At 56.6% G+C, this 25,170-nt stretch carries 23 protein-coding genes and 1 pseudogene; 1 reads left to right on the top strand and 23 read right to left on the bottom strand.

The genetic code is table 11. The features are described 5' to 3' along the window. Window positions 1-20: 20 nt before the first annotated feature. The 10 genes and pseudogenes from EDC27_RS10575 to EDC27_RS10525 all read right to left on the bottom strand — a co-directional run bounded on the left by EDC27_RS10575 (window position 21) and on the right by EDC27_RS10525 (window position 9,989). Window positions 21-791: an ABC transporter permease gene (locus tag EDC27_RS10575; RefSeq protein WP_123290610.1), complete on the bottom strand. Its 771-nt coding sequence runs from the start codon at window positions 789-791 to the stop codon at window positions 21-23. Continuing rightward, the gene (locus EDC27_RS10570) at window positions 788-1,780 is read right to left on the bottom strand and encodes an ABC transporter ATP-binding protein (protein ID WP_123290609.1); all 993 of its coding nucleotides are present in this window, start codon (window positions 1,778-1,780) and stop codon (window positions 788-790) included. Before EDC27_RS10570 ends, EDC27_RS10575 begins: the two co-directional genes overlap by 4 nt. 70 nt (window positions 1,781-1,850) lie before the next feature. Further along, a complete protein-coding gene (locus EDC27_RS10565; RefSeq protein WP_245994460.1) occupies window positions 1,851-2,063 on the bottom strand; it encodes a hypothetical protein in 213 nt (70 codons plus the stop codon). Window positions 2,064-2,214: 151 nt separating this feature from the next. After that, window positions 2,215-3,360: a molecular chaperone DnaJ gene (gene dnaJ, locus EDC27_RS10560; RefSeq protein ID WP_123290935.1), complete on the bottom strand. Its 1,146-nt coding sequence runs from the start codon at window positions 3,358-3,360 to the stop codon at window positions 2,215-2,217. 90 nt (window positions 3,361-3,450) lie between these two features. Continuing rightward, window positions 3,451-3,786, bottom strand: coding sequence for a hypothetical protein (locus EDC27_RS10555; protein ID WP_123290607.1), 336 nt, complete (start codon window positions 3,784-3,786; stop codon window positions 3,451-3,453). A gap of 215 nt (window positions 3,787-4,001) precedes the next feature. After that, window positions 4,002-4,190: pseudogene (gene rpoZ / locus EDC27_RS16910) on the bottom strand (DNA-directed RNA polymerase subunit omega); the annotation flags it as partial. Between the two features lie 141 nt (window positions 4,191-4,331). Beyond that, window positions 4,332-5,954 carry a chaperonin GroEL gene (gene groL / locus EDC27_RS10545; protein WP_123290605.1) on the bottom strand — a complete coding sequence of 541 codons (1,623 nt, stop codon included), beginning with the start codon at window positions 5,952-5,954 and terminating at the stop codon, window positions 4,332-4,334. A 24-nt stretch (window positions 5,955-5,978) separates the two neighbouring features. After that, a complete protein-coding gene (groES, locus tag EDC27_RS10540) occupies window positions 5,979-6,266 on the bottom strand; it encodes a co-chaperone GroES (RefSeq protein ID WP_123290604.1) in 288 nt (95 codons plus the stop codon). A 489-nt stretch (window positions 6,267-6,755) separates the two neighbouring features. Then, complete coding sequence (locus EDC27_RS10530; RefSeq protein WP_123290602.1) at window positions 6,756-7,328, bottom strand: cob(I)yrinic acid a,c-diamide adenosyltransferase; 573 nt, start codon at window positions 7,326-7,328, stop codon at window positions 6,756-6,758. Between the two features lie 69 nt (window positions 7,329-7,397). Continuing rightward, complete coding sequence (locus tag EDC27_RS10525) at window positions 7,398-9,989, bottom strand: sensor histidine kinase (protein ID WP_123290601.1); 2,592 nt, start codon at window positions 9,987-9,989, stop codon at window positions 7,398-7,400. Between the two features lie 103 nt (window positions 9,990-10,092). Here EDC27_RS10525 and EDC27_RS10520 point away from each other — a divergent pair, with 103 nt between their 5' ends. After that, window positions 10,093-11,424: a UDP-glucose dehydrogenase family protein gene (locus tag EDC27_RS10520; protein WP_123290600.1), complete on the top strand. Its 1,332-nt coding sequence runs from the start codon at window positions 10,093-10,095 to the stop codon at window positions 11,422-11,424. A gap of 27 nt (window positions 11,425-11,451) precedes the next feature. On the opposite strand, the gene mraY is transcribed toward EDC27_RS10520, so the two are convergent. The 13 genes from mraY to EDC27_RS10455 all read right to left on the bottom strand — a co-directional run bounded on the left by mraY (window position 11,452) and on the right by EDC27_RS10455 (window position 24,910). Next, complete coding sequence (mraY, locus tag EDC27_RS10515) at window positions 11,452-12,558, bottom strand: phospho-N-acetylmuramoyl-pentapeptide-transferase (protein WP_123290599.1); 1,107 nt, start codon at window positions 12,556-12,558, stop codon at window positions 11,452-11,454. Continuing rightward, entirely contained in the window at window positions 12,555-14,720 is a 2,166-nt protein-coding gene (locus tag EDC27_RS10510) for a glycosyltransferase (RefSeq protein WP_123290598.1), read from the bottom strand. Before EDC27_RS10510 ends, mraY begins: the two co-directional genes overlap by 4 nt. Then, window positions 14,717-15,391 (bottom strand): L-threonylcarbamoyladenylate synthase, encoded by a 675-nt coding sequence (locus EDC27_RS10505; protein ID WP_211334865.1) that lies wholly within the window; start codon window positions 15,389-15,391, stop codon window positions 14,717-14,719. The genes EDC27_RS10510 and EDC27_RS10505 overlap by 4 nt, the downstream gene beginning before the upstream one ends. After that, window positions 15,388-15,921: a 5-(carboxyamino)imidazole ribonucleotide mutase gene (gene purE / locus EDC27_RS10500; RefSeq protein ID WP_245994457.1), complete on the bottom strand. Its 534-nt coding sequence runs from the start codon at window positions 15,919-15,921 to the stop codon at window positions 15,388-15,390. The genes EDC27_RS10505 and purE overlap by 4 nt, the downstream gene beginning before the upstream one ends. Window positions 15,922-16,073: 152 nt before the next feature. After that, a complete protein-coding gene (purD, locus tag EDC27_RS10495) occupies window positions 16,074-17,369 on the bottom strand; it encodes a phosphoribosylamine--glycine ligase (RefSeq protein ID WP_123290596.1) in 1,296 nt (431 codons plus the stop codon). An 87-nt stretch (window positions 17,370-17,456) separates the two neighbouring features. Continuing rightward, window positions 17,457-18,047: an IMP cyclohydrolase gene (locus EDC27_RS10490; protein WP_123290595.1), complete on the bottom strand. Its 591-nt coding sequence runs from the start codon at window positions 18,045-18,047 to the stop codon at window positions 17,457-17,459. 86 nt (window positions 18,048-18,133) lie between these two features. Further along, window positions 18,134-18,892, bottom strand: coding sequence for an ATP-binding protein (locus EDC27_RS10485; RefSeq protein ID WP_123290594.1), 759 nt, complete (start codon window positions 18,890-18,892; stop codon window positions 18,134-18,136). A 202-nt stretch (window positions 18,893-19,094) separates the two neighbouring features. Continuing rightward, complete coding sequence (locus EDC27_RS10480) at window positions 19,095-20,021, bottom strand: methylenetetrahydrofolate reductase (protein ID WP_123290593.1); 927 nt, start codon at window positions 20,019-20,021, stop codon at window positions 19,095-19,097. Next, complete coding sequence (locus tag EDC27_RS10475; protein ID WP_123290592.1) at window positions 20,018-20,689, bottom strand: methylenetetrahydrofolate reductase C-terminal domain-containing protein; 672 nt, start codon at window positions 20,687-20,689, stop codon at window positions 20,018-20,020. The genes EDC27_RS10480 and EDC27_RS10475 overlap by 4 nt, the downstream gene beginning before the upstream one ends. A 132-nt stretch (window positions 20,690-20,821) precedes the next feature. Next, window positions 20,822-21,265, bottom strand: a complete 444-nt coding sequence (locus tag EDC27_RS10470; protein WP_123290591.1) for a hydrogenase iron-sulfur subunit — start codon at window positions 21,263-21,265, stop codon at window positions 20,822-20,824. A gap of 125 nt (window positions 21,266-21,390) precedes the next feature. Beyond that, window positions 21,391-22,029, bottom strand: a complete 639-nt coding sequence (locus EDC27_RS10465) for a zinc metallopeptidase (RefSeq protein ID WP_123290590.1) — start codon at window positions 22,027-22,029, stop codon at window positions 21,391-21,393. Next, window positions 22,026-23,375, bottom strand: a complete 1,350-nt coding sequence (locus EDC27_RS10460) for a sigma-54-dependent transcriptional regulator (RefSeq protein WP_123290589.1) — start codon at window positions 23,373-23,375, stop codon at window positions 22,026-22,028. Before EDC27_RS10460 ends, EDC27_RS10465 begins: the two co-directional genes overlap by 4 nt. Then, on the bottom strand, window positions 23,372-24,910 hold the full coding sequence (locus tag EDC27_RS10455) for an ATP-binding protein (RefSeq protein WP_170161760.1): 1,539 nt from the start codon (window positions 24,908-24,910) through the stop codon (window positions 23,372-23,374). The genes EDC27_RS10460 and EDC27_RS10455 overlap by 4 nt, the downstream gene beginning before the upstream one ends. Window positions 24,911-25,170 lie beyond the last annotated feature (260 nt).

Below are 25,170 nucleotides of genomic sequence, written 5' to 3'. Positions count from 1 at the left end.
TCCGTTGTATCTTTTGTCCCTTAGCCGCGCCAACGGTAGGATTCGATCTGGCGCACGGTCACGAAGAGGAAAAAGCTTATGAAAACCAGGTAATAGACCACATCTCTGGTGTCGAGGACGCCCTTGGAAAAATTATCGAAGTGGCGAATGATGGAAAGATATTCGGCCAGGCGCACGGACGTGGGCCCCATAATGGAACTCAGCCATCCGATGACCCAAAAGAGCAAGAGGGCCCCAAAAGACAGCACCGCCGCCACAATCTGGTTTCGCGTCAGTGCCGAGGAAAACATGCCCAAGGACATAAAAGAAGCCCCCATGAAAAACAAGCCGGCGTAGGCACAGAGCATGGCCTTCCAGTTGGGATCGGCCAAAGTTTCGAGGATGGCCATGGACGGCAGGGTTCCGGCAAGAAGAAGCGCCAGGGTGGTGAGCACCGCGGCAAACTTGGCCGCAAGCACGGCCTTGTCGGTTACGGGTAGCGTAAAAAGCAATTCCATGGTGCCCGAACGCCGCTCATCGGCGTAAGTTCTCATGGTGAGCAAAGGCGCCGTGAGCAGGAGCACCACCCCGAGGTCCATGAGGACAGGCCGAACGACCATGTCCATCAGGTTGATCTGCTGGGCCATAAAGGGATTTTGAGACGCCTGAAAGCTCACCATACTGTAGTAGGCCAAGGACGTATAAAAAAAGTAGCCGTGCAAGACGAGAAAGATGAAAGCCACCACGTAAAAGATCGGGGAGGCAAAAAGTGCATACAGCTCCTTGCGGTATACAGCCCAAAAACCTCTCATGATTTTACTCCCTCCCTATGGTTGGCTTTCTGAGCCACTTCGGCAGCCGCGGACTCCTCGTCGGGCTCTTCCGTGACCAAATGCATGAAGATCTCCTCCAGGCTCAGGTCCACGGTTTTCAACTCCAAAAGGTCCACACCATGTTGGACCGCCGCGCGGGCCAAGGCAGGTCGAAGGTCAGATTGGCGATCCGCTTCCACGATCAGCCGAGAAGGCTCGGTTCCTTCCACAACCACGTTCAAGACCCCGTCAAGGCGTCGTAGCGATTCGGCCAGCCCGGCCCCGTCCCCGGAAATCGTCAGGTGAATCTTTGCCGATTTTTGCAACTGGGCCGTCAAGGTTTGCGGGGCGTCCGTGGCCACGATGCGTCCTTTGTTGATAATGACCACTCTCTGGCAGATTTGGGCCACTTCGGGCAAAATGTGACTGCTCAAAAGCACCGTGTGGTCTTGCCTCAAGTCCTGTATAAGCTTTCGAATTTCCAAAATCTGTGTCGGGTCCAGCCCGATGGTGGGTTCATCCAGAATGAGCACCGGCGGATTGCCCACCAGAGCCTGCGCCACGCCCACCCTTTGACGATAGCCCTTGGAAAGGTTCCCGATGATGCGTTGGCGCACTCCGTCCAGGCCGCAGACGTCGATGACACGATCCACTTCCCTGGCCACTTCTTTCCAGGGAACGCCTTTGACCTGCGCCACAAAGGACAAGAAGCGCCGCACGGTCATCTCATTGTATAAAGGAACATTTTCCGGAAGATAGCCGATGCGTCGGCGCACTTCCAAAGAGTTTTCCAGGCAATCCAAGCCGTCCACTTTGGCGGATCCGGCCGTCGGTGGCATGTAGCAGGTGAGAATGCGAATGGTGGTGGACTTGCCGGCGCCGTTTGGGCCGAGAAATCCCACCACTTCCCCCTTGGCGATCTCAAAACTCACATCCTGTATGGCGGGTACCGTTCCATACCACTTGGTCAAACCGTGCGCTTCGATCATCCTTGTTCACCTCTGTTCGAACCCAGGCTTTTCATGCCCCTGTGTACGCGCGTTTTTCCACGTGCCCTGACTAGGCCATAAGGATGCGGGCTTCGCGCTCTTGTCTGACCGTCTTGGTGCCCACGGACGCGGCACACACGGCACACAGGTACTCGTGAAGTTCTCCATCCGGCAGAATCAACAAAAGCCGACTGCGTACCGGCATGGCTTGCCGGCAGCGCGGGCAGTACAATGCGGTGGCATGAAAATCTTGGTACTGGCCGGAATAGCGCTCAGCCCTCACGATCGACCCTCCTTGCCCAAGGAACGCGCCGCGAAAACCTTGTCCCCGGTCATCGAGCCAAATCGCGACTCCAAGGCGCGCTCGACCTAAGACCGCTCTTTGGGAAAGGTCACGTTCGCCTTTGATGCGCGCGAGCCGGTTTCACCCATTCTTAGCGAGCGGTCTCGCCCACGACGCGATCCTTGTCCTGATGCCGTTTGCTCCAGGGCCACTTGCGACCCCTCTTTTCGGCTTTTTCTTCCTCGATCGCCTGAAACTCCATAAGAAGCTCTTTTTGGCGGGGGGTGATTTTAGAAGGGATGGTGACATCGATTTGGACAAAGAGGTCGCCTCGGCCGTAGCCTCGCAACGAAGGCACACCTTCACCATGAAACTTGAGCACGGTTCCGGGCTGGGTGCCCGGTTCAATCTTGATGACCTTTTCCCCGTCCAGCGTATTCAAAAGGACTTCGTCGCCCAGGATGGCTTGAACAAAAGAAACGGAGATCTTGGCATAAAGGTCGTTGCCGTCCCGTTCAAAGATCTCGTGAGGCCGCACCTTCAGCCGCACGTACAAATCCCCTGCCACACCCCCGCGGTATCCGCTCTCACCTTCCCCGCGCAAGCGTAGCCGTGTTCCGGAATCCACACCCGGCGGCACCTTCACGTGCACCGTCTTGAGGCGTCGCAGCCGGCCCTGCCCCCCGCAATCCCGGCACGGGGTCGTGATCACACGGCCGGCACCATGGCAGCGCGTGCACGTCGTGGCGATGCGGAAAAAGCCTTGGCTCTGGACCACCTGTCCACGCCCTCGGCACAGAGGGCACATGCTCTCGGAAGACCCCGGCTCCGACCCGCTGCCTCCACAGCGTTCGCACTGCCGGTATGTGTTGATATCCAAGTCTTTTTCGGTGCCAAAGATGGCTTCTTCAAAGGAAATTTCCAGCTCGTAGAGCAGATCGTTTCCCGGCCGGGCATTGGTCCTGGACCTTTGGGATGTTCCAAAGTTAAAGGAAAAAAACTCCTGAAAAATGTCCCCAAATGAACTGAAAATGTCCTCAAAACCTCGAAACCCTTGAAAACCGGAACCTCGAAGCCCTTCGTGGCCGAACTGGTCGTACAGTTGGCGCTTCTGAGGATCTCGAAGCACCTCGTAGGCCTCCGCCGCCTCCTTGAAACGCTCCTCGGCTTCCTTGTCCCCTGGATTCCGATCAGGATGATACTTAAGGGCCAGCTTGCGGTAGGCTTTTTTAATTTCTTCATCGCTGGCGTTGCGGGAAACACCAAGGATCTCATAATAGTCCCGGTTCGTAGCCATAGTTCCCATCACCTGTACTTGAGAGGCTTTTCAAGGATTCTTTTTAGGACGGGCAGGCCGAAAGTCCTTTAAGCATGCCGAGGTGGCTTGTCAAGAAAGTTGCTGCCGTGCCCGCTGCGCGTAGAGGGTCTTGCCGAGGGTCTCAGCCCGCTGCGCCAAGGTTTTCCATTGCTCAGGTGAGGGGTCCGTTTTGAGGATCCCGTGCAGGCGTAGAAAAAGAAAGGCATCCCCTTCGTCCACGGCCAGGGACACCAGGCGCTCCAGTTCACGGCGGGCCTGCGCCTTTTCGTAAAAGTCCACGGCATCGTGAATCAAGCCCGCTTCCTCCAGAGCGCGCCCCCGGGCCATGAGCTCGTCCACAGCCACGGTCGGACGATTGAGCCATTCCCGCTTTTCCAGGCACGACAGGCCGTTCCGGTTCCCCATGTTCTCCTCACTTCGCGGGCCTTAACAGCAGCCGCTCAATCCACCTCTTCGCCCTCTGGCCCCTGCGCCTTTAACACCGCCTCTTCCATGGACCCTTCTATGGTTCCGCTCTGGGCCGATTCCTTCATCACCTCCTGAATCTCTTCTGAACTGGACGCAATGCGATGAGGCAAAGCCAACTCGCCGTTGTGGTCCTCTCGGGCTTCCAGTTCCAGAATATTTTCCGGGGTCACCTTGCCCGCCGCGATCTCCCGCAGGGCCACGACCACTTCCTTATTTTTCGGCGCGTCGATGAGGGGCGTCGCACCCTTTCTCAATTGAAGAACCCGGCGCACCGCCAGATGGACCAGAGCGAACCGATTTTCCACCTGCCTGAGGCAGTCTTCCACTGTGACGCGAGCCATAATGGCTCCTCCTTTCCCAATTGACTGCACGGATTTCGCCGTGAAACGCTCCGTGCTTAGCAAAATCGGCGCCGAAAGTGCAACAAAAAAGAACCCGGACAAGGTCCGGGTTCGTGCTGCGGCCCATCAGGCGCCCAGTTATTAATACATATCCTCCATGGGCGGCGTCGGCGAGCTTTCTTTCTTTTCCTTAGGTTTTTCCGCAATCATGGCTTCCGTGGTCAGCAGCAGGGACGCCACACTGGCCGCGTTCTGCAGCGCAAAACGCACCACTTTGGTGGGATCAATGACGCCGGCGGCGATCAAGTCTTCATAAACTTCTTTCTCGGCGTTGAAGCCAAAGGGTCCTTCGCCCGCGCGCACCTTTTCCACCACCACAGACCCTTCATGGCCCGCATTGTCAGCAATTTGGCGCAACGGCGCCTCCAACGCCCTGCGAACAATGTCCAAACCGAACTTTTCCTCGCCGTCCAGCTTCAGGTCTTCTAAGGCCTTCTGGCAGCGCAACAAGGCCACGCCACCACCCGGGACGATCCCTTCTTCCACCGCGGCTCGAGTGGCGTTCAGGGCATCTTCCACACGAGCCTTCTTTTCCTTCATTTCCGTTTCCGTGGCCGCTCCGACACGAATCACGGCCACGCCGCCCACCAGCTTGGCCAGCCGTTCCTGAAGTTTTTCTCGATCATAATCGCTGGTGGTTTCTTCGATCTGCACGCGAATCTGCTTGACCCGCGCCTCAATGGCTTCCTTGGATCCGGCGCCGTCCACTATGGTCGTGTTGTCCTTGTCCACCACCACACGTTTGGCAGACCCAAGATCGTTCAGGCTCACGTTTTCCAGCTTGACACCCAAGTCTTCCGAGACCACCTGACCACCGGTCAAGATGGCAATGTCCTGCAGCATGGCCTTGCGACGGTCACCAAAGCCCGGCGCCTTCACGGCACAGACCTTCAAGGTGCCCCGCAGCTTGTTCACCACCAGCGTCGCCAAGGCTTCCCCTTCAACATCCTCGGCAATGATGAGCAGCGGCTTGCCCATCTTGGCGATCTGCTCCAGAATCGGCAGCAGATCCTTCATGGCGCTGATCTTCTTTTCGTGGCACAGAATGTAGGCGTCTTCCAGAACCGCTTCCATCTTTTCCGGGTCGGTGACGAAGTACGGGGAAATGTAGCCCCGGTCAAACTGCATCCCTTCTACCACATCCAGGGTGGTTTCCATCCCCTTGGCTTCTTCCACCGTGATGACACCTTCTTTGCCCACCTTGTTCATGGCCTCGGCAATGATATCGCCGATGGTGGCGTCATTGTTGGCGGAGATGGTGCCGACCTGGGCGATCTCTTTTTGGTCTTTGGTAGGCTTGCTCATGGCCTTGAGGGCTTCCACGGCTTTGTCCACCGCCTTTTCAATGCCCCGCTTCAGAGCCATGGGATTGTGGCCCGCCGCCACCAGCTTGAAACCCTCATGGGCAATGGATTGCGCCAAAATGGTCGCCGTGGTGGTGCCGTCCCCGGCCACATCGCTGGTTTTGCTGGCCACTTCCTTGACCATTTGCGCGCCCATGTTGAGGAACTTGTCCTCAAGCTCGATTTCTTTGGCCACCGTCACACCGTCCTTGGTCACCGTCGGGGAACCAAAGGTCTTCTCGATGACCACGTTGCGACCCTTGGGTCCCAGAGTCACCTTGACCGCATCGGCCAGAATGTCCACACCATGCAAAATCTTGGAACGGGCTTCACTGTAATATTTGATTTCCTTGGCTGCCATGATGATTCCTCCTCACCTAGGCGATCATTCAAGAATGGCTAAGATGTCGTCTTCTCGCATAATGAGAAGCTCTTCTCCTTCCACCTTAACTTCCGTGCCGGCATACTTGGAAAAGAGCACTCGGTCTCCTTCCTTGACCATGAGAGGGACCACATCGCCCTTGTCCAAGAGTTTGCCTTTGCCCACCGCCAGAACCTTGCCCTGTTGAGGCTTTTCCTTGGCGGTGTCGGGAATGATGATACCGCCCTGAGTCCGTTCTTCCTCTTCCAACCGTTTGACAATCACTCGGTCGTGCAGTGGACGTAACTTCATGGCCTCTCACTCCTTGTGCATCGTGGTATGGTGTTAGCACTCAACTCACCTGAGTGCTAACACTTTCTAAAGGCCTTTAGGTTTCCTGGCAAGTCCGAAAATGAAAAAATAAGAGGAAGGAACCACCGTTTTGGGGCAAAGTCGACGGGAAAAGAAAACTGGCCATTGGCTTCTTTTAAATTTTTTTTCTTTTTTCTTCTTTTTTCATGGGCTACGGCCCGCCGGCCTACAAGACAAACGTGCGGCTCCTTCAGAGCTGAGCACGACGGGCTTCTCTTCAAAAAAGCCCAAAGATCGGGTCTCCTTGCGCCGGCAGCAATGACCTTTAACCTTGTGCAGCGGCCCTGCATGGCAAGGTCGCCTCCATGGAATTTTTGAGCGCCGCGCGTCCTTTTTCGTAAAAGCCTCCCCCGCGGCGCGATGCCAGGTTATCCAGCCCGCCCCGTCCTCCCCAAAAAGACAACTCAGAAGATCTTCTCGAACAAGCGGTCAGGGATGTTTTTCCGCGTACCGAGCCAAAGTAAACAGAAAATCGGCCAGGCGGTTGAGGTATGCCTGAACCAAAGGGTCTTCCAGCATACCGGCTTCCTTCATACCCGTGGCACGGCGTTCGGCACGCCGCACTACGGTTCGCGCCACATCCAACGACGCGCTGACGGGATTGGTTCCGGGAAGGACGAAATGGCGGGGCAGGGGCACTTCCCGTTGCAGGTTTTCGATCCATTGTTCCAGGCGATCGATGTGGTGACTTTCCACCCTCCATTCACAGCGTTTTTCAGTGCCGCAGGCCAGTTGTGCTGCGAGAAGTTGAAGATCTTCCTGAATGGTGCGCACCATTTGGCGCACCTTGTCATTATTTGAGAACGCCTTGGCCAGTCCCAAGACGGAACTGGCCTCGTCCAGCGTCCCGTAGGTCTCCGGCCTTAAACTGGCCTTGGAAACCCTCTCCCCGGTCAACAAGCTCGTTTCACCACTGTCACCTTTTTTGGAAAACGTAAAGACCGCCACCTGCCGTTTCCTCCCTTCCGAGAGCCTGTCACGGGCTTCATGAGCTTTGGCCATATACACGCCCCCTCTCTTTAACCCCTCTACGCGGGCACGCCTTCGCGTCCCTTGATCATTCCAAAAGGTTTAATCCACGGACAGCGCAACGTCGATCTCGGAATCCTCCATCACCGGAAACGTGATGGAGAAAACGCTGCCCACACCCACAGTGCTTTGCACATCCAACTCGGCGCCGTGCAGGTGCACCAGTTCCCGCACGACCGCCAGCCCGATTCCGGATCCTCGCACCGGAGTCCCGCTCATCCCCACACGGTAAAAATCGTCAAAAATGCGCCGCAGGTCTTCCTGGGGAATGCCAATGCCGGAATCTTCCACGGCCACGCGAAATCGTCGAGGGCTTTCCCAGGCCCCTCGAACCGTCACATGGCCTCCCGGTCGGTTGTACTTGACGGCATTGGAAAAGAGGTTGTGAAAGATGCGAAGAAGCTTGTTGTAGTCGCCGACAATGGGCACGGGGTCCAAGGGCAGGTCCACTGCAACGGTGAGCCGGTTGGTCTCCGCGAGGATCCTAAGTAGAAAAAGGCTGGCGCGAAGCACGTCCTGAAGGTCTACATTTTCCTTGCGCAGGGTAAGACTTCCCGATTTCAGCCGCGTATAATCCAGCAGTTCTTCCACGAGAATCATTTCTCGGCTCACGCCGATCAAGCAGTAACGAAGGAATTCTTCCTGCCTTGCCGTGAGTGGTCCCCATTTGCCCTGAAGGAGTTTTTCCAAAAAAGCCCGCACGGGAATGAGCGGCGTGCGCAGATCGTGGCTGACTCCAGCTAAGAACTTGTCTTTCAACTCATCCAAGCTCTTGAGTTCCTGATTGGTCTGCTCCAGTCTTTCCAAAAGAGCTTCGCGTTCGCTCACATCGCGAATGACGCGAACAGAGCCTCGCCACACATCCTTGGCGTCCTTGAGGGCACCCTGAGTGGCTTCGCCCAGAAAAACGGAGCCGTCCTTACGGCGCCACTTGACGGTGATGCGTCCGGATCCTTTGAGCGCCGAAAGAAGGGAGGCGGTGCCGTCTATCTCTTCCGCCAGAAGATCGCCGATAGGTCGACCAAGAATTTCGTGGCGTTCATAGCCGAAAACATTTGGAAAGCCCGGTTCGTTGACATCCACGATGACTTCCGAGGGATTGGTGACCACAATGGCGTCCGGGCTGGTGCGAAACACCGTGCGATAGTATTCCTCGGCATTCCGAAGCGCCTCTTCGGCCGCCTTGCGATCGGAAATATCGCGAATAATGGCGTAGACAAAGGGAGCATTCCCCGCTTCATCGGACACGCTGCCGCCACGAAGCCACCCCAATTGAACCTTGCCATCCTGACGACAGAAGTGAATTTCCCCTTCCCATGGGCCCTCAAGCATGCTGGGCCACACGGTCTGGTCAAAGCGCTCTCGATCCACAGCACAGACCCTGTCGTGAAGTCGTGCAAGGACCGTGTCCTCCCGGCGCTGAAAGCCGAAAAAAGCATACGCCGACGGATTGGCATAGACCAAACTGCCTTTGGACGAGCACAGCACCACGGCGTCCTGTGTCTGATGCACGAGCGTTTGAAGGCGTTTGAGCTTTCGGTGCTGCGTGGTGACAAACACCACGCCCTGGTTGAATCCATCGGTCAGTTCGGCGATTTCGTCGCCTGAAGTCACCGGCACCTGAACGTTCCAGTTCCCTTGGCTGAATTCTCGAAACGCTTCCTGTAAGCGTCGAAGAGGGCGAATAAGATGCGAAGCGACAAACCAGGACACCCCCAGGGACAAGACGATCCCCAAGCCACAGGCCCACAGGGCCGTCTTTAACAAGGCCGAAGCCGACATGCCGGCACTCTTTTCCGGCACGGCCATAACCAGCGGCCAGCGCAATTTCGGCAAGAAACTGGACGCCACCAGAATCTTCTGACCTTCCACCGCCATAGGGCCCGGCTCCACATCTCGACTCTCGAGAAACATCTGGCCGAGCTTCGACGTGAGCTGCTCTCGAAGCCGTGTGTCCGCCCAGCGGGCCTCTTTGACGACCGAAGCCTCGGCTTGGCCCGACCTGCCCAGCACCACCATCATCTCGTTCAGGAGTCTCGAGGGCACAGGGGCCGACGTGGCCAGGGCAGACACGTCCACGACAAAGGTCCAGGCGAGGGACCTGGGGTGGGCCTCACGAATTCGGCTCAGCCCCAACTCCACATAGACCCTTCGCGTGCTCTTCGTTTCAGGACCTCGAAGCAAACAACCTTTGGGAAGTAGAGCAATGGGATCGCACGGGCCAAGGGATGGACTCAGTAAGTTCTCTTCGCCATGGCATAAGAGGATTTTTCCGATTTCATTTCGAAGCGCCACGGCCGCAATCCAGGGAAAGTCTCGGAAAAGCTGGCTTGCGTATTCCGAAAAAGATTCCTTGATCGCGGTCTCCTTGTCTGGCCATGAGCCCCCTCGAGCACCTTCACGTTGTTGAGCCCAGGAAAAGGGGCAAGCTTCCAGCTGACGAAGCACGTCCTCCAGGTTGTGCTCCATGTAATAGGCGATAGCATTCGATGCCGTGAAGAGCTCTTCGGTGCTCTTGAGTCGAAGCAGGGCGGTTCCATGCCAGTAAAGAAAGCCGCCCGTGATCACCAAAGTCGCGGCGCTCACGCCCACAATGGCCACAAAGATTTTTGTCCCGAAGGATGACTTGAGCATGGGTTCGCTCTTCACTTCTTGAACGGCTGTGCTAAAGTGGCGCGCGCCGAGGTTTATTTTTTTCGGCAATACATAGCCTACAGCATTCACAGACGAGGAGACAATGAAAATAGCGGTGATCGGCACCGGCTACGTGGGGTTGGTCAGCGGGACCTGTTTTGCGGAATTCGGTCACCAGGTTGCGTGTATCGATATCGACACGCAAAAGATTCAGCGACTGCGCGAAGGCCTCGTTCCCATTTACGAACCTGGGCTTCAACCCATGGTGGAAAAGAACTGCGCCGCCGGCAGGTTGTCGTTTTCTTCGGATTTCGACCCTTTTGTCGGGGAAGCTGACGTGATTTTCATCGCCGTGGGCACACCGGCGTCTCGCCGCGGAGACGGCTATGCGGATCTCTCCTACGTGTTTGACGCGGCTCGAGCCATTGCGCCGCGGCTGAGGGACTACACTGTGGTGGTCAACAAGAGCACCGTGCCGGTGGGCACAGCCAGACAAGTGGCCCGCATCATTGCCCAGGAAAACCCTCACGCCCATTTCGATGTGGCCAGTAACCCCGAGTTCTTGCGGGAAGGTGCGGCCATTGCCGATTTCATGCGCCCCGACCGGGTCGTTCTCGGGGTGGAAAGCCCTCAAGCAGAAGAGCGCCTTCGAGCCATTTACAGGCCTCTTTATCTGATCGAAACCCCTTTTGTGGTCACCACCATCGAAACGGCGGAACTGATCAAATATGCCTCCAATGCCTTTTTGGCCACCAAGATCAGTTTCATCAACGAAATGGCGAACCTTTGCGAAGAAGTGGGAGCCGACGTGCATGCGGTCGCCAAGGGCATGGGCTTGGACGGGCGCATCGGGCGAAAGTTTCTGCATCCGGGTCCAGGCTACGGGGGATCCTGCTTTCCCAAAGACACCTTGGCCCTGCTGAGAATCGCTCAGGAACACGGGGTCGCCTGTCGAATTGTGGAAGCGGTCGTGGAAGTCAACGCCGCCCAAAAGGCTCGCATGGTTCGAAAGATTCGCGCCGCCCTCGGCGGTACGGAAGCGGGAAAGATCATCGCGGTCCTTGGGTTGGCCTTTAAACCCGAAACCGATGACATGCGGGAAGCCCCCGCCTTGACCATCATTCCGGCACTTACGGAACACGGAGCCATCGTGCGGGCCCACGATCCTCAGGCCATGAAAGAAGCCGCTAAACTGCTTCCGGAAGTGCAGTACTGCTCGTCGCCCTACGAAGCCTGCGAGGGCGCGCACTGTGTTGTGCTCGTCACCGAATGGAACGAATACCGAGCCTTGGATCTTCCGCGCATCAAGAGCCTTTTGGCCGAACCCGTTTTCGTGGACTTGCGCAATGTGTACGAACCCCACCAGATGAAGGCCTTGGGTTTTCGCTACGAGTGTGTGGGCCGAAAGGGACCGATCAAGAACGTTCCCGGCTGATTTTCTAAGAACGGCTATGAGGGGCCTTTATCGAATCTTGAGCGTCGAAAGGGCCACGAACGCCAACAGGCCGGAGATGATCCAGAGGCGAATGACCACCTTGGTTTCCGCGATACCGCGATGTTGTAAATCGTGGTGCAGGGGCGCTCGGTAAAAAAGGCGGCGTCCCAACCATCGAACCCCGATCTTATCCTGAATCTGGCTGGTCAAGGCTTCGACTACGAAAAGCCCTCCCAGGATGGGAAAGAGAAATTCCTGTTTCAAGAGAACAGAAACGACCGCGATGGTACCGCCGATGGCCAAAGAGCCCGTATCGCCCATGAAAATCTGTGCTGGGTAGGCATTGTACCATAGAAACCCCAATCCGGCCCCCACAAAAGCCGCCCCAAAAACCGTCAGTTCCCCCGCCCCTTTGAGGTAGGGGTAGAAAAGGTAGGCCGAATAAATGGTGTTGCCCTGCACATAGGCAAACACTCCAAGCACCCCCATGACGAACAAAGACGGTGTGATGGCCAATCCGTCCAGTCCATCGGTGATGTTGACGGCATTGGAAACAAAGATGACGAAAAGAAAAATGAAAAGGGCATAAATGAAGGGGTGCAGGGTAAAGAGGGGAACCTTGACAAAGGGGACATAGACGCGCACGGCCATATCGGGACCCACCGGAGAAAGGGGTCCCACCATGATCCAGGCAAAACCTGCACTGAAAAGGCTTTGCAGGGCCAATTTGGTCGGTTCCGACAGCCCCTTGTTGCCGCTCTTTCGAACGATCTTGAAATAATCGTCCGCAAAACCCATGAGGGCATGCCAAAGCATGGCTATCATGGGCCATTGCAAAAAGGGATTGCGCCAATTTCCCCATAGGCCCATGGAAAACACCACGGCACTGACAATCAAAACCCCGCCCATGGTGGGCGTGCCGCTCTTGTCATGGGTGGAAAGGCCCGTCTCTCGACTCTGATCCTGAAACCCCCTTCGGTGCATGTAGAGAATAAAGGGTCGGCTGAAAATGAACATAAAAGCCGCAGCGGTCAGGGCCGCCATAATGGCCCGAAAGGTGAGGTAATTGATCAGCCTCAAAAACGAAAAGGCGGGCCATGAGTCCAGGATAAGGTTCGCCAGCTCGTAAATCATGTCTTTTTTCCCACAGCGACGTCGGGTTTGGCCTGTGCGGTAGCAGAACGCGCCGAGCCGAAACGGTGGCACAGGCGCATGACCGCATTGTAGTTTTCACGAATGACAAAGTGGGGACGAAAGTCAGGGGCGGTCAAAATAAATCGACCGAGCTTTTCAGATAGTTCTTCGCATGGCCAAATCACCTGCCTTTCCAGAAGGCGGCGCACTCCCATGAGAGCCGCATTGCGCACCTGCCAGTGAAAGGCTTCGCCGAGATTCAAGAGCGCTTCCATGGCTCGGCCGTCGGTCCCCACTTCGCCAAGGGCCCGTGCCGCCTCCACCTTGACCTCGAAACATCGATCCTCAAGTTTTTCCAAAACAGCTTTGAGCCACGATTCCTTGCCCGCCAAATATTTGCCGAAGTGAGACACAGCGCGGCATGCCTGAGCCCTCACCTCGTAATAAGGGTCTTCCATGGCGGCCATGATCGCCTCCTCCACCAAAGGATCCATACGATTCATGACCATCAAGGCATGAACGGCATTGCGACGAATAAAGCCCACCTGCCGAAAGTCTCCGCCAAACCAACGCTCCAGGCGCGAAGCCGGCGTCCGATCCAAGAGCATGTGCACTAGGGTGGCCGTCTTTTCCTGGTATCGCGTCAGGCCGATGAGCTTGACGCCAAGGTTTCGCAAAGCCCACGAGGGATTCACCAGAAGCGCCGCAGCCCTATACCGATAATAGGCCAAGTCTTCTGAAATCCCCTGAATCTGTTCGGGATCGTACCCCAAGGGGTCCGCATTGTAGGCCTCTTGCAAGCGGCGTAAAAGCTGCTGATGACTGAGAAGAGGAGAAAAGGATTCCAGGGCTTGACAATTCCAGCCGTTGTCAAAAGACCGATCGCCGTACAATTCGCTCACGATTCGGGCCGCCGCTTGTTTTCTGAAAAACCGGCGGCATCGTTCGGACATTTCCTTGAGTTTGGCCTCGTCGGCCAGGAGCTCCAAAATTTTCGCCGCGAGAACTTCCCCGTCGAGACGATCGCGAAGTTCTCCCTTTTCAAATACCGTATCTTCAAACAGCACCTCGGCCGCTCCAGCCCTTTTCATGGCCCTCGCATTCATGACCTGGTGGTCGCCGGGTAGGTTGGCTTTGGGAATGAGCAAGGACGGCTTACCCAGCCGGGCCAGTTCGTTCAGGCTTCCGGCCCCGCTGCGGCACACGACCAGGTCGCTGACCGCATAGATTTCGGCGATGCGATGAAAGTAGTCTTGACGGTAATAAAAATCGCTGAAAGACGCCACGGTGTCCTCGCCGTAGCGGGCCTTGAGCAAGGCTTCCGTATCCTTCACGGCATGGTAGTCTTCCGAGGCGGCCAGGCCCATGCTGTGAATGACAAAAATCCGGTCGCGATGCGGCGCCAGCGCGGACAGGGCCTCCACCACAGCCCGGTTGATGGTTCGAGCCCCTTGAGAGCCGCCAAAAACAAAGACCACGCGGCGTCTTTCGGGAAGGGAAAAAGACAACTTTTGGCGAGCTTCCTCCCTGGGAATCTCCAGAATGGAGTGGCGAACGGGGTATCCTACGACGGAACCGTTCTTGGGAAAGTCGGCGAGGGTTTGAGGAAAGGTAAGCAGCACACGGTCCGCGTAGCGCCCCAAAAGGAGATTCATTTGACCAGGTACACTGTTTTGTTCGTGAAGAAAGATTTTCACCGGGCCAATGCCGAGGGCTTTGAGCACAAAACCGGCCATGACCATGGGAGCGCTCACGTAGCCTCCCGTGGCAATAATCCAATGGGGCCGAAACCGCATCAGTATTCCTAAGGACTGCAGAGTCCCCCACGTGATGGCGACCCCAAAGTGCACCAAAGCCAGGGACGGTCGAAATCCCGGAAATCCTCGAGAGGACACAAACCGCAAGGGCAAACCCGCCCTTTTCACGATGACGGCTTCGGCCTTGCCGGCCACACCCACGTAGAGAAATCGCGTTTCCGGTTCTCGCTTCTTGATGGCTTCCGCGATGGCCAAAGCCGGGTTCACGTGCCCTCCCGTGCCTCCACCCGTGAGCACAACCCGCCTGGGCCCTGACCATTCTTTTCGCCACCGTCGAGCACACCACCACCCCGAGGCGCAAAGCCCCGTCATGAGCCCCAGAACTGGAATCAGCCAATAAATCAAAGGTCCTCCATTGTCGCGGCGACGTTTTCGCCCTGAAAAAACAGGGCGAGCGTTTCCGCGGACACCGCGCCTTGACGCAGAACTTTCCAGGAAAATCCTTCTTCGTGAAAGGTCACGGCCACCAATGTGGACGGAGGGGAAGGGGGCAAGGTCCCGCCATCCACCAGCCCGTCCACCGCATCCAACAGGGCACGGGAGAGTTCGGCGGGGCTTGAAACCGGGGGTTCTCCGGAAAGATTGGCGCTGGTTGCCACCAGAGCACCGCCACAAGCTTTGGCCATCAGGGTCGCCACAGGATGCGCACTCACGCGAACGGCCACGGTGCCTTCCGCCGACTGCAAGCCTTGCGGGACATTGGAAGCAGCTTGCAACACCAAGGTCAAAGGACCGGGCCAAAAGCGTTCCGCAATGCGATCCAGAGGATCGCGGTGCCACTGCACCCAGTGCCGCACCGCCTCCCGATCCGCCACGATGAGGGGAAAGGGTTTGTGCACAGGCCGGCCCTTGAGGTTTTGGATTCTTTCAATGACGGCGGCATGTTGAGGGTCCCCGCCCAGGCCGTAGACCGTTTCTGTGGGATAGATCACCACCCCACCACGGCGCAGCACCTCCTCCAGTTCCTTCGGTATCCGGGCAAAGGGGGATATCCATCGCCGAGGGGACGCCATCATAGCCCCTCAACCCTCACCGACGCGTCCACCTTGGCGTTCTTGGCCAAAACCTCCGCGGCCATGTCCGCCCTGTAACGCTTCAAGGCTTTCGTCAGGTCGTCATGGCAAAGGGCCAGAATTTGCACGGCAAACAAAGCAGCATTGCGCGCCCCCCCTTGCCCGATGGCCATGGTGGCCACGGGAATGCCCGGCGGCATCTGCACGGTGGACAACAAGGCGTCCATACCGTGAAGGGGTGAGGAATCTACAGGAACGCCGATCACAGGGAGGATGGTCTTAGAGGCCAGCACGCCTGCCAGATGAGCCGCCCAGCCCGCGGCGGCGATGATCACTTGGAGGCCCCTTTCCGCCGCCGTGGCTGCATACTGCGCCGCCTGTTCTGGAGTTCGATGCGCTGAAAGAATGGCCGCTTCAAAGGGAACCCCAAACTTTCGAAGTACCTCAAAAGCTCCTTCCATCACAGGAAGATCCGAGTCGCTTCCCATCAAAACGCCGACCAAAGGTTTCTTTGCCGTCGTCATGGTCACCATCTCTCTGAAAGGCTCTTTTATCGCATTTTGCAAAGCCTTTGAGGGAGTCGCCTTCTTTTTTGTTCTAGCCCACGAAATAGGTCGTGGGGGCGCTGCAAGCTGCAACGGCTCATGGCGCTTGGCGGCCTTTGCCCCACGAAGGCATGATTTTTTCAATCCTTGCCAATGTCTTTTCGGTAATACATGCCTTCAAAAGAGACTTTTTCCATCTCTCGATAGGCCACGGCTCGCGCTTCGGCCAAGGTCTCACCTGAACTCACAATCCCAAAGACTCGGCCTCCCGTGGTCACCAACGTTCCGTTGTTACCCCAGCCCGTGCCCGAATGGAACACCAAACATTGGGGATCTACGGCATCTAAACCGTGAATGGGCACACCGATTTTGTAACGATCCGGATAGCCTTTATACCAGCCTTTTTTGCCCTTGGTTCGACCACTGACAGCAATCAAGCACAAGCGGTACCGTGAATCCCAGGACAAGGGCACATCCTGAAGGCGACCGGCCAGGATGGCTTCGCAGATGTCCACGAGGTCGGTTTTCAGTCGAGGCAGAATGACCTGAGCCTCCGGGTCCCCCAAGCGAATGTTGATCTCCAGCACGTAGGGCGTGATGCCAGCGGGTTCCTGCACGAGCATGAGGCCGAGGTAGAGGACGCCGCGGTAGAGCAGGCCGTGCTTCTCTCGAATGCCGTCAATTAAGGGCCTGGCAACCCGGCTCATGATGGTTTCCACCAGGGCGTCATCCAACCAGGGGTGAGGGGAATAGGATCCCATACCACCGGTGTTTTTTCCCTCGTCGTTGTCGCGGGCGCGCTTGTAGTCCTGGGCGGCCACCATGGGCACCAGAGTATAGCCGTCAGAAAAGCAGAAAAAGGACAGTTCACGGCCGTAGAGGCGCTTTTCGATGTCCACGCGCGATCCGGCGTCACCGAAAATTCGCGCCTCCATGATGTCGTGAATGGCCGCTTCCGCTGCGGCCACATCATCGCACACCAAAGAACCCTTACCCGCCGCCAATCCGTCGGCCTTGACCACCACGGGATAACCCACGGAACGCACATAGGCTCGGGCGGCGTCGGGGTCTGAAAACACGGCAAATTCCGGCACCGGAATCCCCAAAGCCTTTAGCATCAGCTTGGTGTCACATTTGCTCGATTCCAGCCGGCTGGCTTGACGATTGGGCCCGATAATCGGCAAGCCGTGGCGCTCAAACAGATCCACAATGCCCGCCGAAAGAGGTTTTTCCGGTCCCACGAAGGTCAAATCGATGCTTTCCCTTTGGGCAAAGGCCACAATTTCTTCCGGGGTTTTTGCATCCACGCACTGGGCTGTTTGCGAGATGCCGGCGTTGCCATGGGCCACATAAACCTTTTTCACCCGATCACTTTGTGCGAATTTCCATGCAATGGCATGATCCCTGCCGCCGCTGCCCACAACAAGTATCTTCATGAATTCTTCCCCATACGCCAAGACACCAAGAACACGAAAGCGGGGAAATCCCCGCTTGTCACTCCATGATTGTGCTGCTGCGATCCCCTACCGGCCTTCAAGATAACGGCAGATGGCCCCGTCGTATCGATGGGTGAGGCAAAAAGCCTTGGCGGCCAAGCGCAAGCGCGTCGCCGCTGAAACCTTTCCACCATGGGCATCCATCTCCTGAAGCACCGCCGCGTAGTCCTCAGGGTCCGTGACCACCACCACATGGGCATGGTTCTTTGCGGCGGCGCGAATGAGCGCCGGACCCCCGATGTCGATGTTTTCAATGGCATCTTCAAAGCGGCACTTGGGGTCCGAAACGGTCTCTTCAAAGGCGTAGAGATTCACCACCACCATGTCGATGGGTTCAATGCCGTGCGCTGCCAAAGTCTCCATGTGCTCGGGCCGATCCCTCATGGCCAAAATGCCCCCGTGAATCTTGGGTTGCAGCGTCTTCACGCGACCGTCCAGCATCTCGGGAAACCCCGTGTAATCCGAAACCTCCCGAAGAGGAATTCCGGCTTCTTTGAGTACCCTGGCCGTACCGCCCGTGGACAACAGCCGCACCCCATGCCTCACCAAACCTTGGGCGAAGGGCACCAGGCCCGTCTTGTCCGTGACACTGAGCAATGCCTGTCTAACGGCCTCCATGGCTTTCCCTCCCCGTGAACGCCTTCATGGAACCGCGATCAGAACATGTTTGGAAACGGCTAGCAGGCCGTCCCTGTCTGTCGACCTTACCCCGCCTTGATTTCTTGCAAAATCTTGTCAAAAAGGGCCCAGGCCGCATGCACCACTTGGGAATCGCTGGGCAATTGACTTGTGGGTTTGCCCTGCATGTCGAACTGCGCCAAAAGGGGATCCGCGGGCACGGTGTAAATATTCCCGTTGGAAAACACCTTCACCACCTCTTCGGGCCAGGAAAGCGGCTCCTGGACCTGGTTGACCACCAGAACCTTCTTGCCTACCCTCATGGGCAAGGAACTCACCAGTTCCGAAATGCGGCAGGCCGCCGTCAAGCCTCGACGGCTGGGATCGGAAACCAGCACGAGCACGTCCACGTCCTTTTGCGTGAGGCGGCTGAAGTGTTCCATGCCGGCTTCGTTGTCAATGACCAGGTATTGGTAATTTTTCATTAATCGATCAAGAAGACCGGCCAACAAATTGTTGGCCGCACAATAACACCCCGGCCCTTCGGGCTGGCCCATGGCGATCAGATCGAAACCGTCCCCTTCCACCAGAGCCTGCTCCATTTTCATTTCCATGAAGATGTCTTTGGTCATGCCCGTGGGGACATCCTTTTTCATCATCTCTCGAGCTTGGGAAAGGGTTTCATTCAAAGAGACACCCAGAACCTCGTTGAGGTTCGCGTTGGAATCAGCATCCACCGCCAAGACCGGCTTCATGCCCTTTTCAATCATGTAGCGAATCAATAGGCCAGCAAGGGTCGTCTTGCCCGTGCCGCCCTTGCCTCCAAAAGCCACCGTCAAACTCATGGAAAAACCCTCCTTGTGCGCGCCCGCCACGCCTTCATTGCCAAAGGCGCGTTATCCTATTCGTCACGACACCTTCCTGTCAACCACACCTCCCGACGCATGCTTAAAGGCCCGTGCTTTTGCATACTTTTCGGGCACCGCAGCAAAAAAAAGAGGCGGAACTTTCGTTCCACCTCTTGATGCGTGGGCCACCTGGGGTCGATCAGTTGACGGACGGTCTCGGCAGTAACCCGGCCGCTTCCAAAATCTCCGGCACCTTGTGTTCCCATTCGATAGCCATCAAATGAATGCCCCTGACCCCTGGAATTTCTCGCACTTCTTGAATTTGCTCCACGGCGATCTTGATCCCCTCATCGGCTTGTTTCTTTTTTTCCACGCCTTTGAGCCGATCGATGTAGTAGTCCGGCACGTCCAGACCCGGGACGAATTTGGCCATATATCTCGCCATGCCCACCGACTTCAGGGGCGTGATGCCCGCCATGATATAGCATTTTTCGGTCAGCCCCTCTTCGTGAGCGATGTGCATGTATTTTCGAAATTTTTCCATGTTGTAAATGCACTGGGTCTGAATGAAGTCCGCGCCGGCATCGATTTTCTTGGCCAGCCGAGTGACGCGAAATTCAAAGGGATCCCCAAAGGGATTGGCGGCCGCTCCGATGAAAAACTTGGGCACCCCTTCCAGTTCCTGGCCGCTGAGCATTTTGCCTTCGTCGCGAAGCTTTTTCACGATGCCGATGAGCTGCATGGAATCCACGTCATAGACGTTCTTGGACTGGGGATGATCCCCAAAGCGGTTGTGGTCTCCGGAAAGGCATAAGACATTGCGAATGCCCAGAGCATATGCGCCGAGAAGATCGCTTTGCATGGCAATGCGGTTGCGATCCCGACACACCATCTGAAGGTTAGGCTCCAGGCCCATGTCCACCAGCAGCTTGCACACAGCCACACTGGACATGCGCACCACCGAGGTTTGGTTGTCCGTCACGTTGATGGAATCCACCACACCGCGCAGATATCCGGCTTTCTTTTCGATGACTTCCACGGATGCGCCGCGAGGAGGACCCAATTCACCAGTGACTGCGAAATGCCCTTGCGTAAACACCTTCTCCAGGTTGCTTCCGGCTTTCATAGCTTCAAATCCTCCCTGACGATCTTTCGAGGACCACCATCGCGGCTCGTGGACCAATCCTTGATGGGAAACACCGGGCGCAGCTTTTCCAATTGCCCCAGCTCTACCATGCGGTCATAGATTAAATGCCAAATGCAGTCGATTTCCGGGCTTACTTCACACTTCTTGTTGGCGGATCCCCCACATGGCCCGTTCATGAGGCTCTTGGAACAGCGCGCGATGGGGCACAAACCACCGAAATGGTGAATGAGACAATTGCCGCAGGATTGGCAGAATTCGGCCCACACGCCGTGTTCCAAGGCGCCGCCGATGAAGGTGGTGTTCAGCATAGGGTACACGGGAATGGTGTACTTCTTGGCGATGAACTGGGGCCCAACACTGCAGGCCATGGACAAAACCGCATCAAAGCTATTGTCATTGAGCATGGGGGCCAATTGATCCACATACTCGGGATCGCACTGGCGTTCCAGCGTATGCTCCACGACCTCCAACGGGTTGCCCTGCTTTTTCCTGGCGATACGGAGCGCGGAACCCAAGATGCCCACTTCCTTGGTGCCTCCGGCACAACAGACCGTCACGCACCCCTTGCAGCCGACCAGCAACACCTTCTTAAAGTCGGCCACCATCGCAAGGATTTCCTCGATGGGTTTTCTTTCGGCAACAACCATAAATCCTTCCCTCCCTTGGCGCGTCCTCGGATGCCGCACACCCGCGGACTGGTCTGTCACCCGTGATGCGGGCCGAATACGTCCGCACCCCCAATGCGCGTTGGCTTACAGCCTTCCCAAAACGTCAGCCGATCAACCGGCCTCCATCCACGCAACACATTCCTCGGATCCCCGCAAAGGGCTGGGACCCAGGGCTCGAATCCGCTCCGTCATCTCCCGCGCGATGGCCGCAAATCGAGGGCCGTCGGAGGCCGACACGTTGAACATTTCCACTCGTTCCGGCTCCAACCCCACGTCCTGCAAAATTCTCTTGACCGCCATGACCCGCCGCTTGGCCTTGATGTTGCCATTGCGAAAATGGCATTCTCCTTCCATGCAGCCGGCCACATAGACCCCGTCTGCGCCCGTCTCAATGGCTTTCAACAGGTGAATCATGTCCACTCGGCCCGTGCAGGGCACGCTGACAATGCGCACGTTGGGGGGATAGTTGAGCCTCATGGAACCTGCCAGGTCCGCTGCCGTGTAGGCTCAATACATGCAGCAAAAAGCCACAATTTTCGGTTCAAAGTCGGTCATCGATCACTCACTGTGGGATGCGGCCACGGACGCTCTGGGCCGTCACAAAGGTGCCCATGGCGTGTGGGGCGTGGGTAATGCAATATTTTTCACAGATACACCTATATCTAATGGGCTTTTTGTTGTCAAGGTGCCTGAGGGGTCATGCCGCGTTTTCCCAAAACCGGCTCCAAGGCCAGAGATTTGCGAGTTTCTTTCCACAAAAAATCACAGCGAGAACAAAAAAAGAGGCGAATCCGGTCCAGGTGCTGCACGCTCGGGGCAAAATGCATCAGGCATCGGGGATCGTCGCAATGAAAAAGCGAAAAGGTGTGTCCCGTTTCGTGAAGGGCTACTTTGGCCAATCTTTCGTAGGAATGTTCCAGTCCCACATCCGTGCCGTCTGGGTTGCGGCGCAGACGAAAGCTCGAGACCACGGCGCAGCGCCCACCCAGTTGCGCTTCTCCGAACACGAAGCGCAAAATGGGAACACCCATGTCCAAGGCCAGCAGGGCCAGAATTTTCAAGTGCGGCAACCCGGCGCTCCAGCTCTGAAGGTAAGCGATAATTCTGGCCGCGTCGTATTGACGCCTTTCCGGCACATAGCACGTCTCAGGTACAGGAATCCGAGGCAATCTATCCGTCGGCAAGCCCAGCACCGTCTGCACATTGGCCGCTACGACGCGCACGGCCGCTTCCCCCACATCCCCCATGGGGAGCACGGCGATGGCGGCCCCATGCCGTCTTTGGGCTATACCCTCAACGTCTTCGGCGCCGGCTTTCACGCGGTCCCCTGCAGTCCGTACTTTTTAATCTTATTGTGAAGGGTCGTGCGGTTGATCTTGAGCATACGTGCCGCCTGGCTGATGTTGCCACGGCATCGGTTGAGAATACGCTGAATGTGCAGCTTTTCCATATCTTCCAGGGATTGGGGTTCCACAGCCCCATAGGTCTTTCGCAAAAAAGCGAAATCGTCCTCGGTCAAGATTCTTCCCTGGGCCAGCACGACGGCTCTTTCCACGGCATTTTCCAATTCCCGCACATTGCCGGGCCAATCGTACGCACACAGAAGCTCCACGGCCTTCTTGTCCAAGCCTTCCACGGGCTTGTTGGTCTCCCTTCGAAAACGGCGCAGAAAAAAGTCCGCCAACAGAGGAATATCCTCTCGGCGGGCTCGCAGCGGCGGTACTTCCAGCTCCACCACATTGAGTCTGAAGTAAAAATCCCGCCGAAAGTAGCCTTCCTCCATGGCTTTGCCCAAGTCTCGATGGGTTGCGGAAATAAGGCGAAAATCCACGGGTATGTCGCGAGTCCCTCCGACCCGATGCATTCTGTGTTCTTCCAAAACGCGCAGCAGATCCACTTGCATCTTCATGGGAATCTCGCCGACTTCGTCAAGAAACAGGGTGCCGCCGCGCACCAGTTCCAGTCGCCCTTTCTTGGCCTTGACCGCGCCCGTAAAAGAACCCACTTCATGGCCGAAGAGTTCGCTCTCCAAAAGGCTTTCCGTAAAGGCGCCGCAGTTGATGGCAATGAAGGGTCCATAGCGGCGAGGGCTACGCGCATGAATGGCCTTGGCCACCAATTCCTTGCCTGTACCCGTTTCGCCCTTGATGAGCACCGGAGAATCCACGGCGGCCACTTTTTCCACCATTTCAAAAAGGGCCTGCATGGCCGAGGACACACCGATCATGTCCTGATACCGTTCCACCACCGCCGTAGCCATCTGTTCTCGAAGCAAAATGTTTTCGTCGATGAGTCTCTTGTGCTGGAGCAGTTTTTCCACCAAAAGGCTCAGTTGCTCCGGCTCAAAGGGTTTCATCAGGTAATCATTGGCGCCCAACTTCATGGCTTCCACGGCGCTTTCCACAGAGCCGTAGGCGGTGATCATGACCACCATGGTGCCGGGATACCGTTGCTTGATCTCCTTAAGTACATCAATGCCGTTCATATCCGGCATTTTGATGTCCAAAAAAATTAAATCATATCCAACTCGTTCCAGTCCTTCGAGGGCTTCGCGGCCTCCTGAGGCAGCCGTCACTTCATAGCCCCCCTTCTTGAGCCAGCCCACCAAGGATTCTCGCACGATGAGCTCGTCGTCAACCACGAGGATCTTGAAGCGCCCGGTCATTGAGGTTCCCGCCCGTGACATGAGGTTTTTGATGGAATGGGAAAGCGCATAATGAAACACGAGCCCTTTCCCACTTTACTCTTTACGTAAATGCTGCCGCGATGTTCCTTCACAATACCGTACACCACAGAGAGTCCCAGCCCCACCCCTTTGTCCTGATTCTTGGTGCTGAAAAAGGGCTCAAAAATCTGCGACATGAGCTCGTTGGGAATGCCCACGCCCGTATCTTCCACTTCCACGCGCACCTCTCGGCGCTTGGCATCCAGAGCCGTGCGCACCGTCAACCGCCCTCCCTCCGGCATGGCTTCCAGCGCATTGAAAATAAGGTTGATGAAACACTGTTGAATTTGCCCGGCATCCCCTTCGATTTCCGGCAATGCCTGCTCCAACTCCAGCCCCAGCGACACGTGCTGCAATTCCATGCGGTGACGGCTCAGCAGCACCACGTCGTGGATCACCTTGTTCACATCAAAAAGGCGCCGCTCCAGTTTGTGCTGCCGGGAAAAGGAAAGCAGATTGGACACAATGGTGCTGCACCGAGCCGATTCCGTGTCGATGAGCTGCAGGTAGTATTTGAACTGTTCTAGATCAGCCGGCAATAAGCCTTCCTCCAATTGACGCCGCATGAGCCGTGCCAGGGCGTGGATTCCGGACAAGGGGTTGTTGATTTCATGAACCGCACTGGCCACCAGTTTTCCAAGGGCGATCATCTTGTCTTCATGAATGAGGCGGGCCAGGTTCCTCTTGAAGGCCTGCGTTTTCTGTTCCAGCTTTTTTTCCAGTTCGTCCGTGATGTCCCGTTGCACCTCCAAGATGAGTTCTATCGAACCATTCGGACTTTTGAGCGGCACGGTGGTGATCTCACAGAAGCGCACCTCATCGTTTCGATCGTAATGCTCATGAATGGCATGACCGATGCTCCCCGTTTGCAGGCATTCCTCCAAGGGGCAATGGGAAGAGGGATGAGGGCAGGGTTCTAAAGATCGATGGGAAATCTGGTGGCAAAACTTGCCGAGAATTTCTTCCTTACTGAGACCCGCCCAATCGAGAAAGGCTCGATTGGCATCGACGATCTTTCGGTCCGGTTGCAAAATGGCCACTCGGTCTCGAATGCTGGAAAACATGCTTTCCACAATCCCTTCCACCAGTTCCAGCTGACGTTCGTGCAAAAGGGATTCTTCCTGAAACCGAATGATGTCCCCAAACAGCCGTGAAATGGCCGACTCCAGCACGCGCACCTTGGCCGGGCTGTGTTTGATAAAATCCTCCAGCAGCTCTTCCTTGCCCGTGAGCTGAATGACCAGATCCAAATCGGGAATCTTGTAGAAATCTTTGTAGTCCGTCGTGACCATGATGCCCATGGCCTTGGCCCGCTGCACCCCCACGGCGTCCTGATTGGGATCGGCCACGGCAACGATCTGCGCCCTGAGGCCCGGAAAGCGCCGCTGGTCCATCATTTCCAAGAGCGCCTTGCACCGGCGCCCCCCACCAATGACCGCAATGCGCATCGGCCGATCCGTGCCATCGACCGTCATTGTTGTGCCTCCTCGGCGCCCGTGAAACGTCTTCGCCATCGCGGCCATCAGGCCGCGGGAGATCTTTGTCGAAAAAAACAACAGGGTGTTGTTTTTTTCAGCATAACCCGCCGTGCCTTTGGGCCCAAGAGGTCCCAGTGCGTTGAAGTGATGGAGCTAGAATCGGCATTTTTTCAGGGCACAGCGTTCTTCTTTGGTGTCCCCAGGTTTGGCACGCTCTGTGCTCCCCTTAGGGGTAACCGACGACCCACACAAGGAGG

Source organism: Desulfosoma caldarium (genome assembly GCF_003751385.1).
In the GTDB taxonomy this organism is placed as follows: domain Bacteria; phylum Desulfobacterota; class Syntrophobacteria; order Syntrophobacterales; family DSM-9756; genus Desulfosoma; species Desulfosoma caldarium.
This window is presented reverse-complemented; position numbering and strand designations above follow the sequence as displayed.

Coding starts and splice junctions, on each gene's coding strand:
- EDC27_RS10575 (WP_123290610.1), bottom strand. CDS start 791: ATGAGAGGTTTTTGGGCTGTATACCGCAAGGAGCTGTATGCACTTTTT.
- EDC27_RS10570 (WP_123290609.1), bottom strand. CDS start 1,780: ATGATCGAAGCGCACGGTTTGACCAAGTGGTATGGAACGGTACCCGCC.
- dnaJ (WP_123290935.1), bottom strand. CDS start 3,360: ATGGCTACGAACCGGGACTATTATGAGATCCTTGGTGTTTCCCGCAAC.
- EDC27_RS10555 (WP_123290607.1), bottom strand. CDS start 3,786: ATGGGGAACCGGAACGGCCTGTCGTGCCTGGAAAAGCGGGAATGGCTC.
- groL (WP_123290605.1), bottom strand. CDS start 5,954: ATGGCAGCCAAGGAAATCAAATATTACAGTGAAGCCCGTTCCAAGATT.
- groES (WP_123290604.1), bottom strand. CDS start 6,266: ATGAAGTTACGTCCACTGCACGACCGAGTGATTGTCAAACGGTTGGAA.
- EDC27_RS10530 (WP_123290602.1), bottom strand. CDS start 7,328: ATGGCCAAAGCTCATGAAGCCCGTGACAGGCTCTCGGAAGGGAGGAAA.
- EDC27_RS10525 (WP_123290601.1), bottom strand. CDS start 9,989: ATGCTCAAGTCATCCTTCGGGACAAAAATCTTTGTGGCCATTGTGGGC.
- EDC27_RS10520 (WP_123290600.1), top strand. CDS start 10,093: ATGAAAATAGCGGTGATCGGCACCGGCTACGTGGGGTTGGTCAGCGGG.
- mraY (WP_123290599.1), bottom strand. CDS start 12,558: ATGATTTACGAGCTGGCGAACCTTATCCTGGACTCATGGCCCGCCTTT.
- EDC27_RS10505 (WP_211334865.1), bottom strand. CDS start 15,391: ATGATGGCGTCCCCTCGGCGATGGATATCCCCCTTTGCCCGGATACCG.
- purE (WP_245994457.1), bottom strand. CDS start 15,921: ATGGTGACCATGACGACGGCAAAGAAACCTTTGGTCGGCGTTTTGATG.
- purD (WP_123290596.1), bottom strand. CDS start 17,369: ATGAAGATACTTGTTGTGGGCAGCGGCGGCAGGGATCATGCCATTGCA.
- EDC27_RS10490 (WP_123290595.1), bottom strand. CDS start 18,047: ATGGAGGCCGTTAGACAGGCATTGCTCAGTGTCACGGACAAGACGGGC.
- EDC27_RS10485 (WP_123290594.1), bottom strand. CDS start 18,892: ATGAGTTTGACGGTGGCTTTTGGAGGCAAGGGCGGCACGGGCAAGACG.
- EDC27_RS10480 (WP_123290593.1), bottom strand. CDS start 20,021: ATGAAAGCCGGAAGCAACCTGGAGAAGGTGTTTACGCAAGGGCATTTC.
- EDC27_RS10475 (WP_123290592.1), bottom strand. CDS start 20,689: ATGGTTGTTGCCGAAAGAAAACCCATCGAGGAAATCCTTGCGATGGTG.
- EDC27_RS10460 (WP_123290589.1), bottom strand. CDS start 23,375: ATGACCGGGCGCTTCAAGATCCTCGTGGTTGACGACGAGCTCATCGTG.
- EDC27_RS10455 (WP_170161760.1), bottom strand. CDS start 24,910: ATGACGGTCGATGGCACGGATCGGCCGATGCGCATTGCGGTCATTGGT.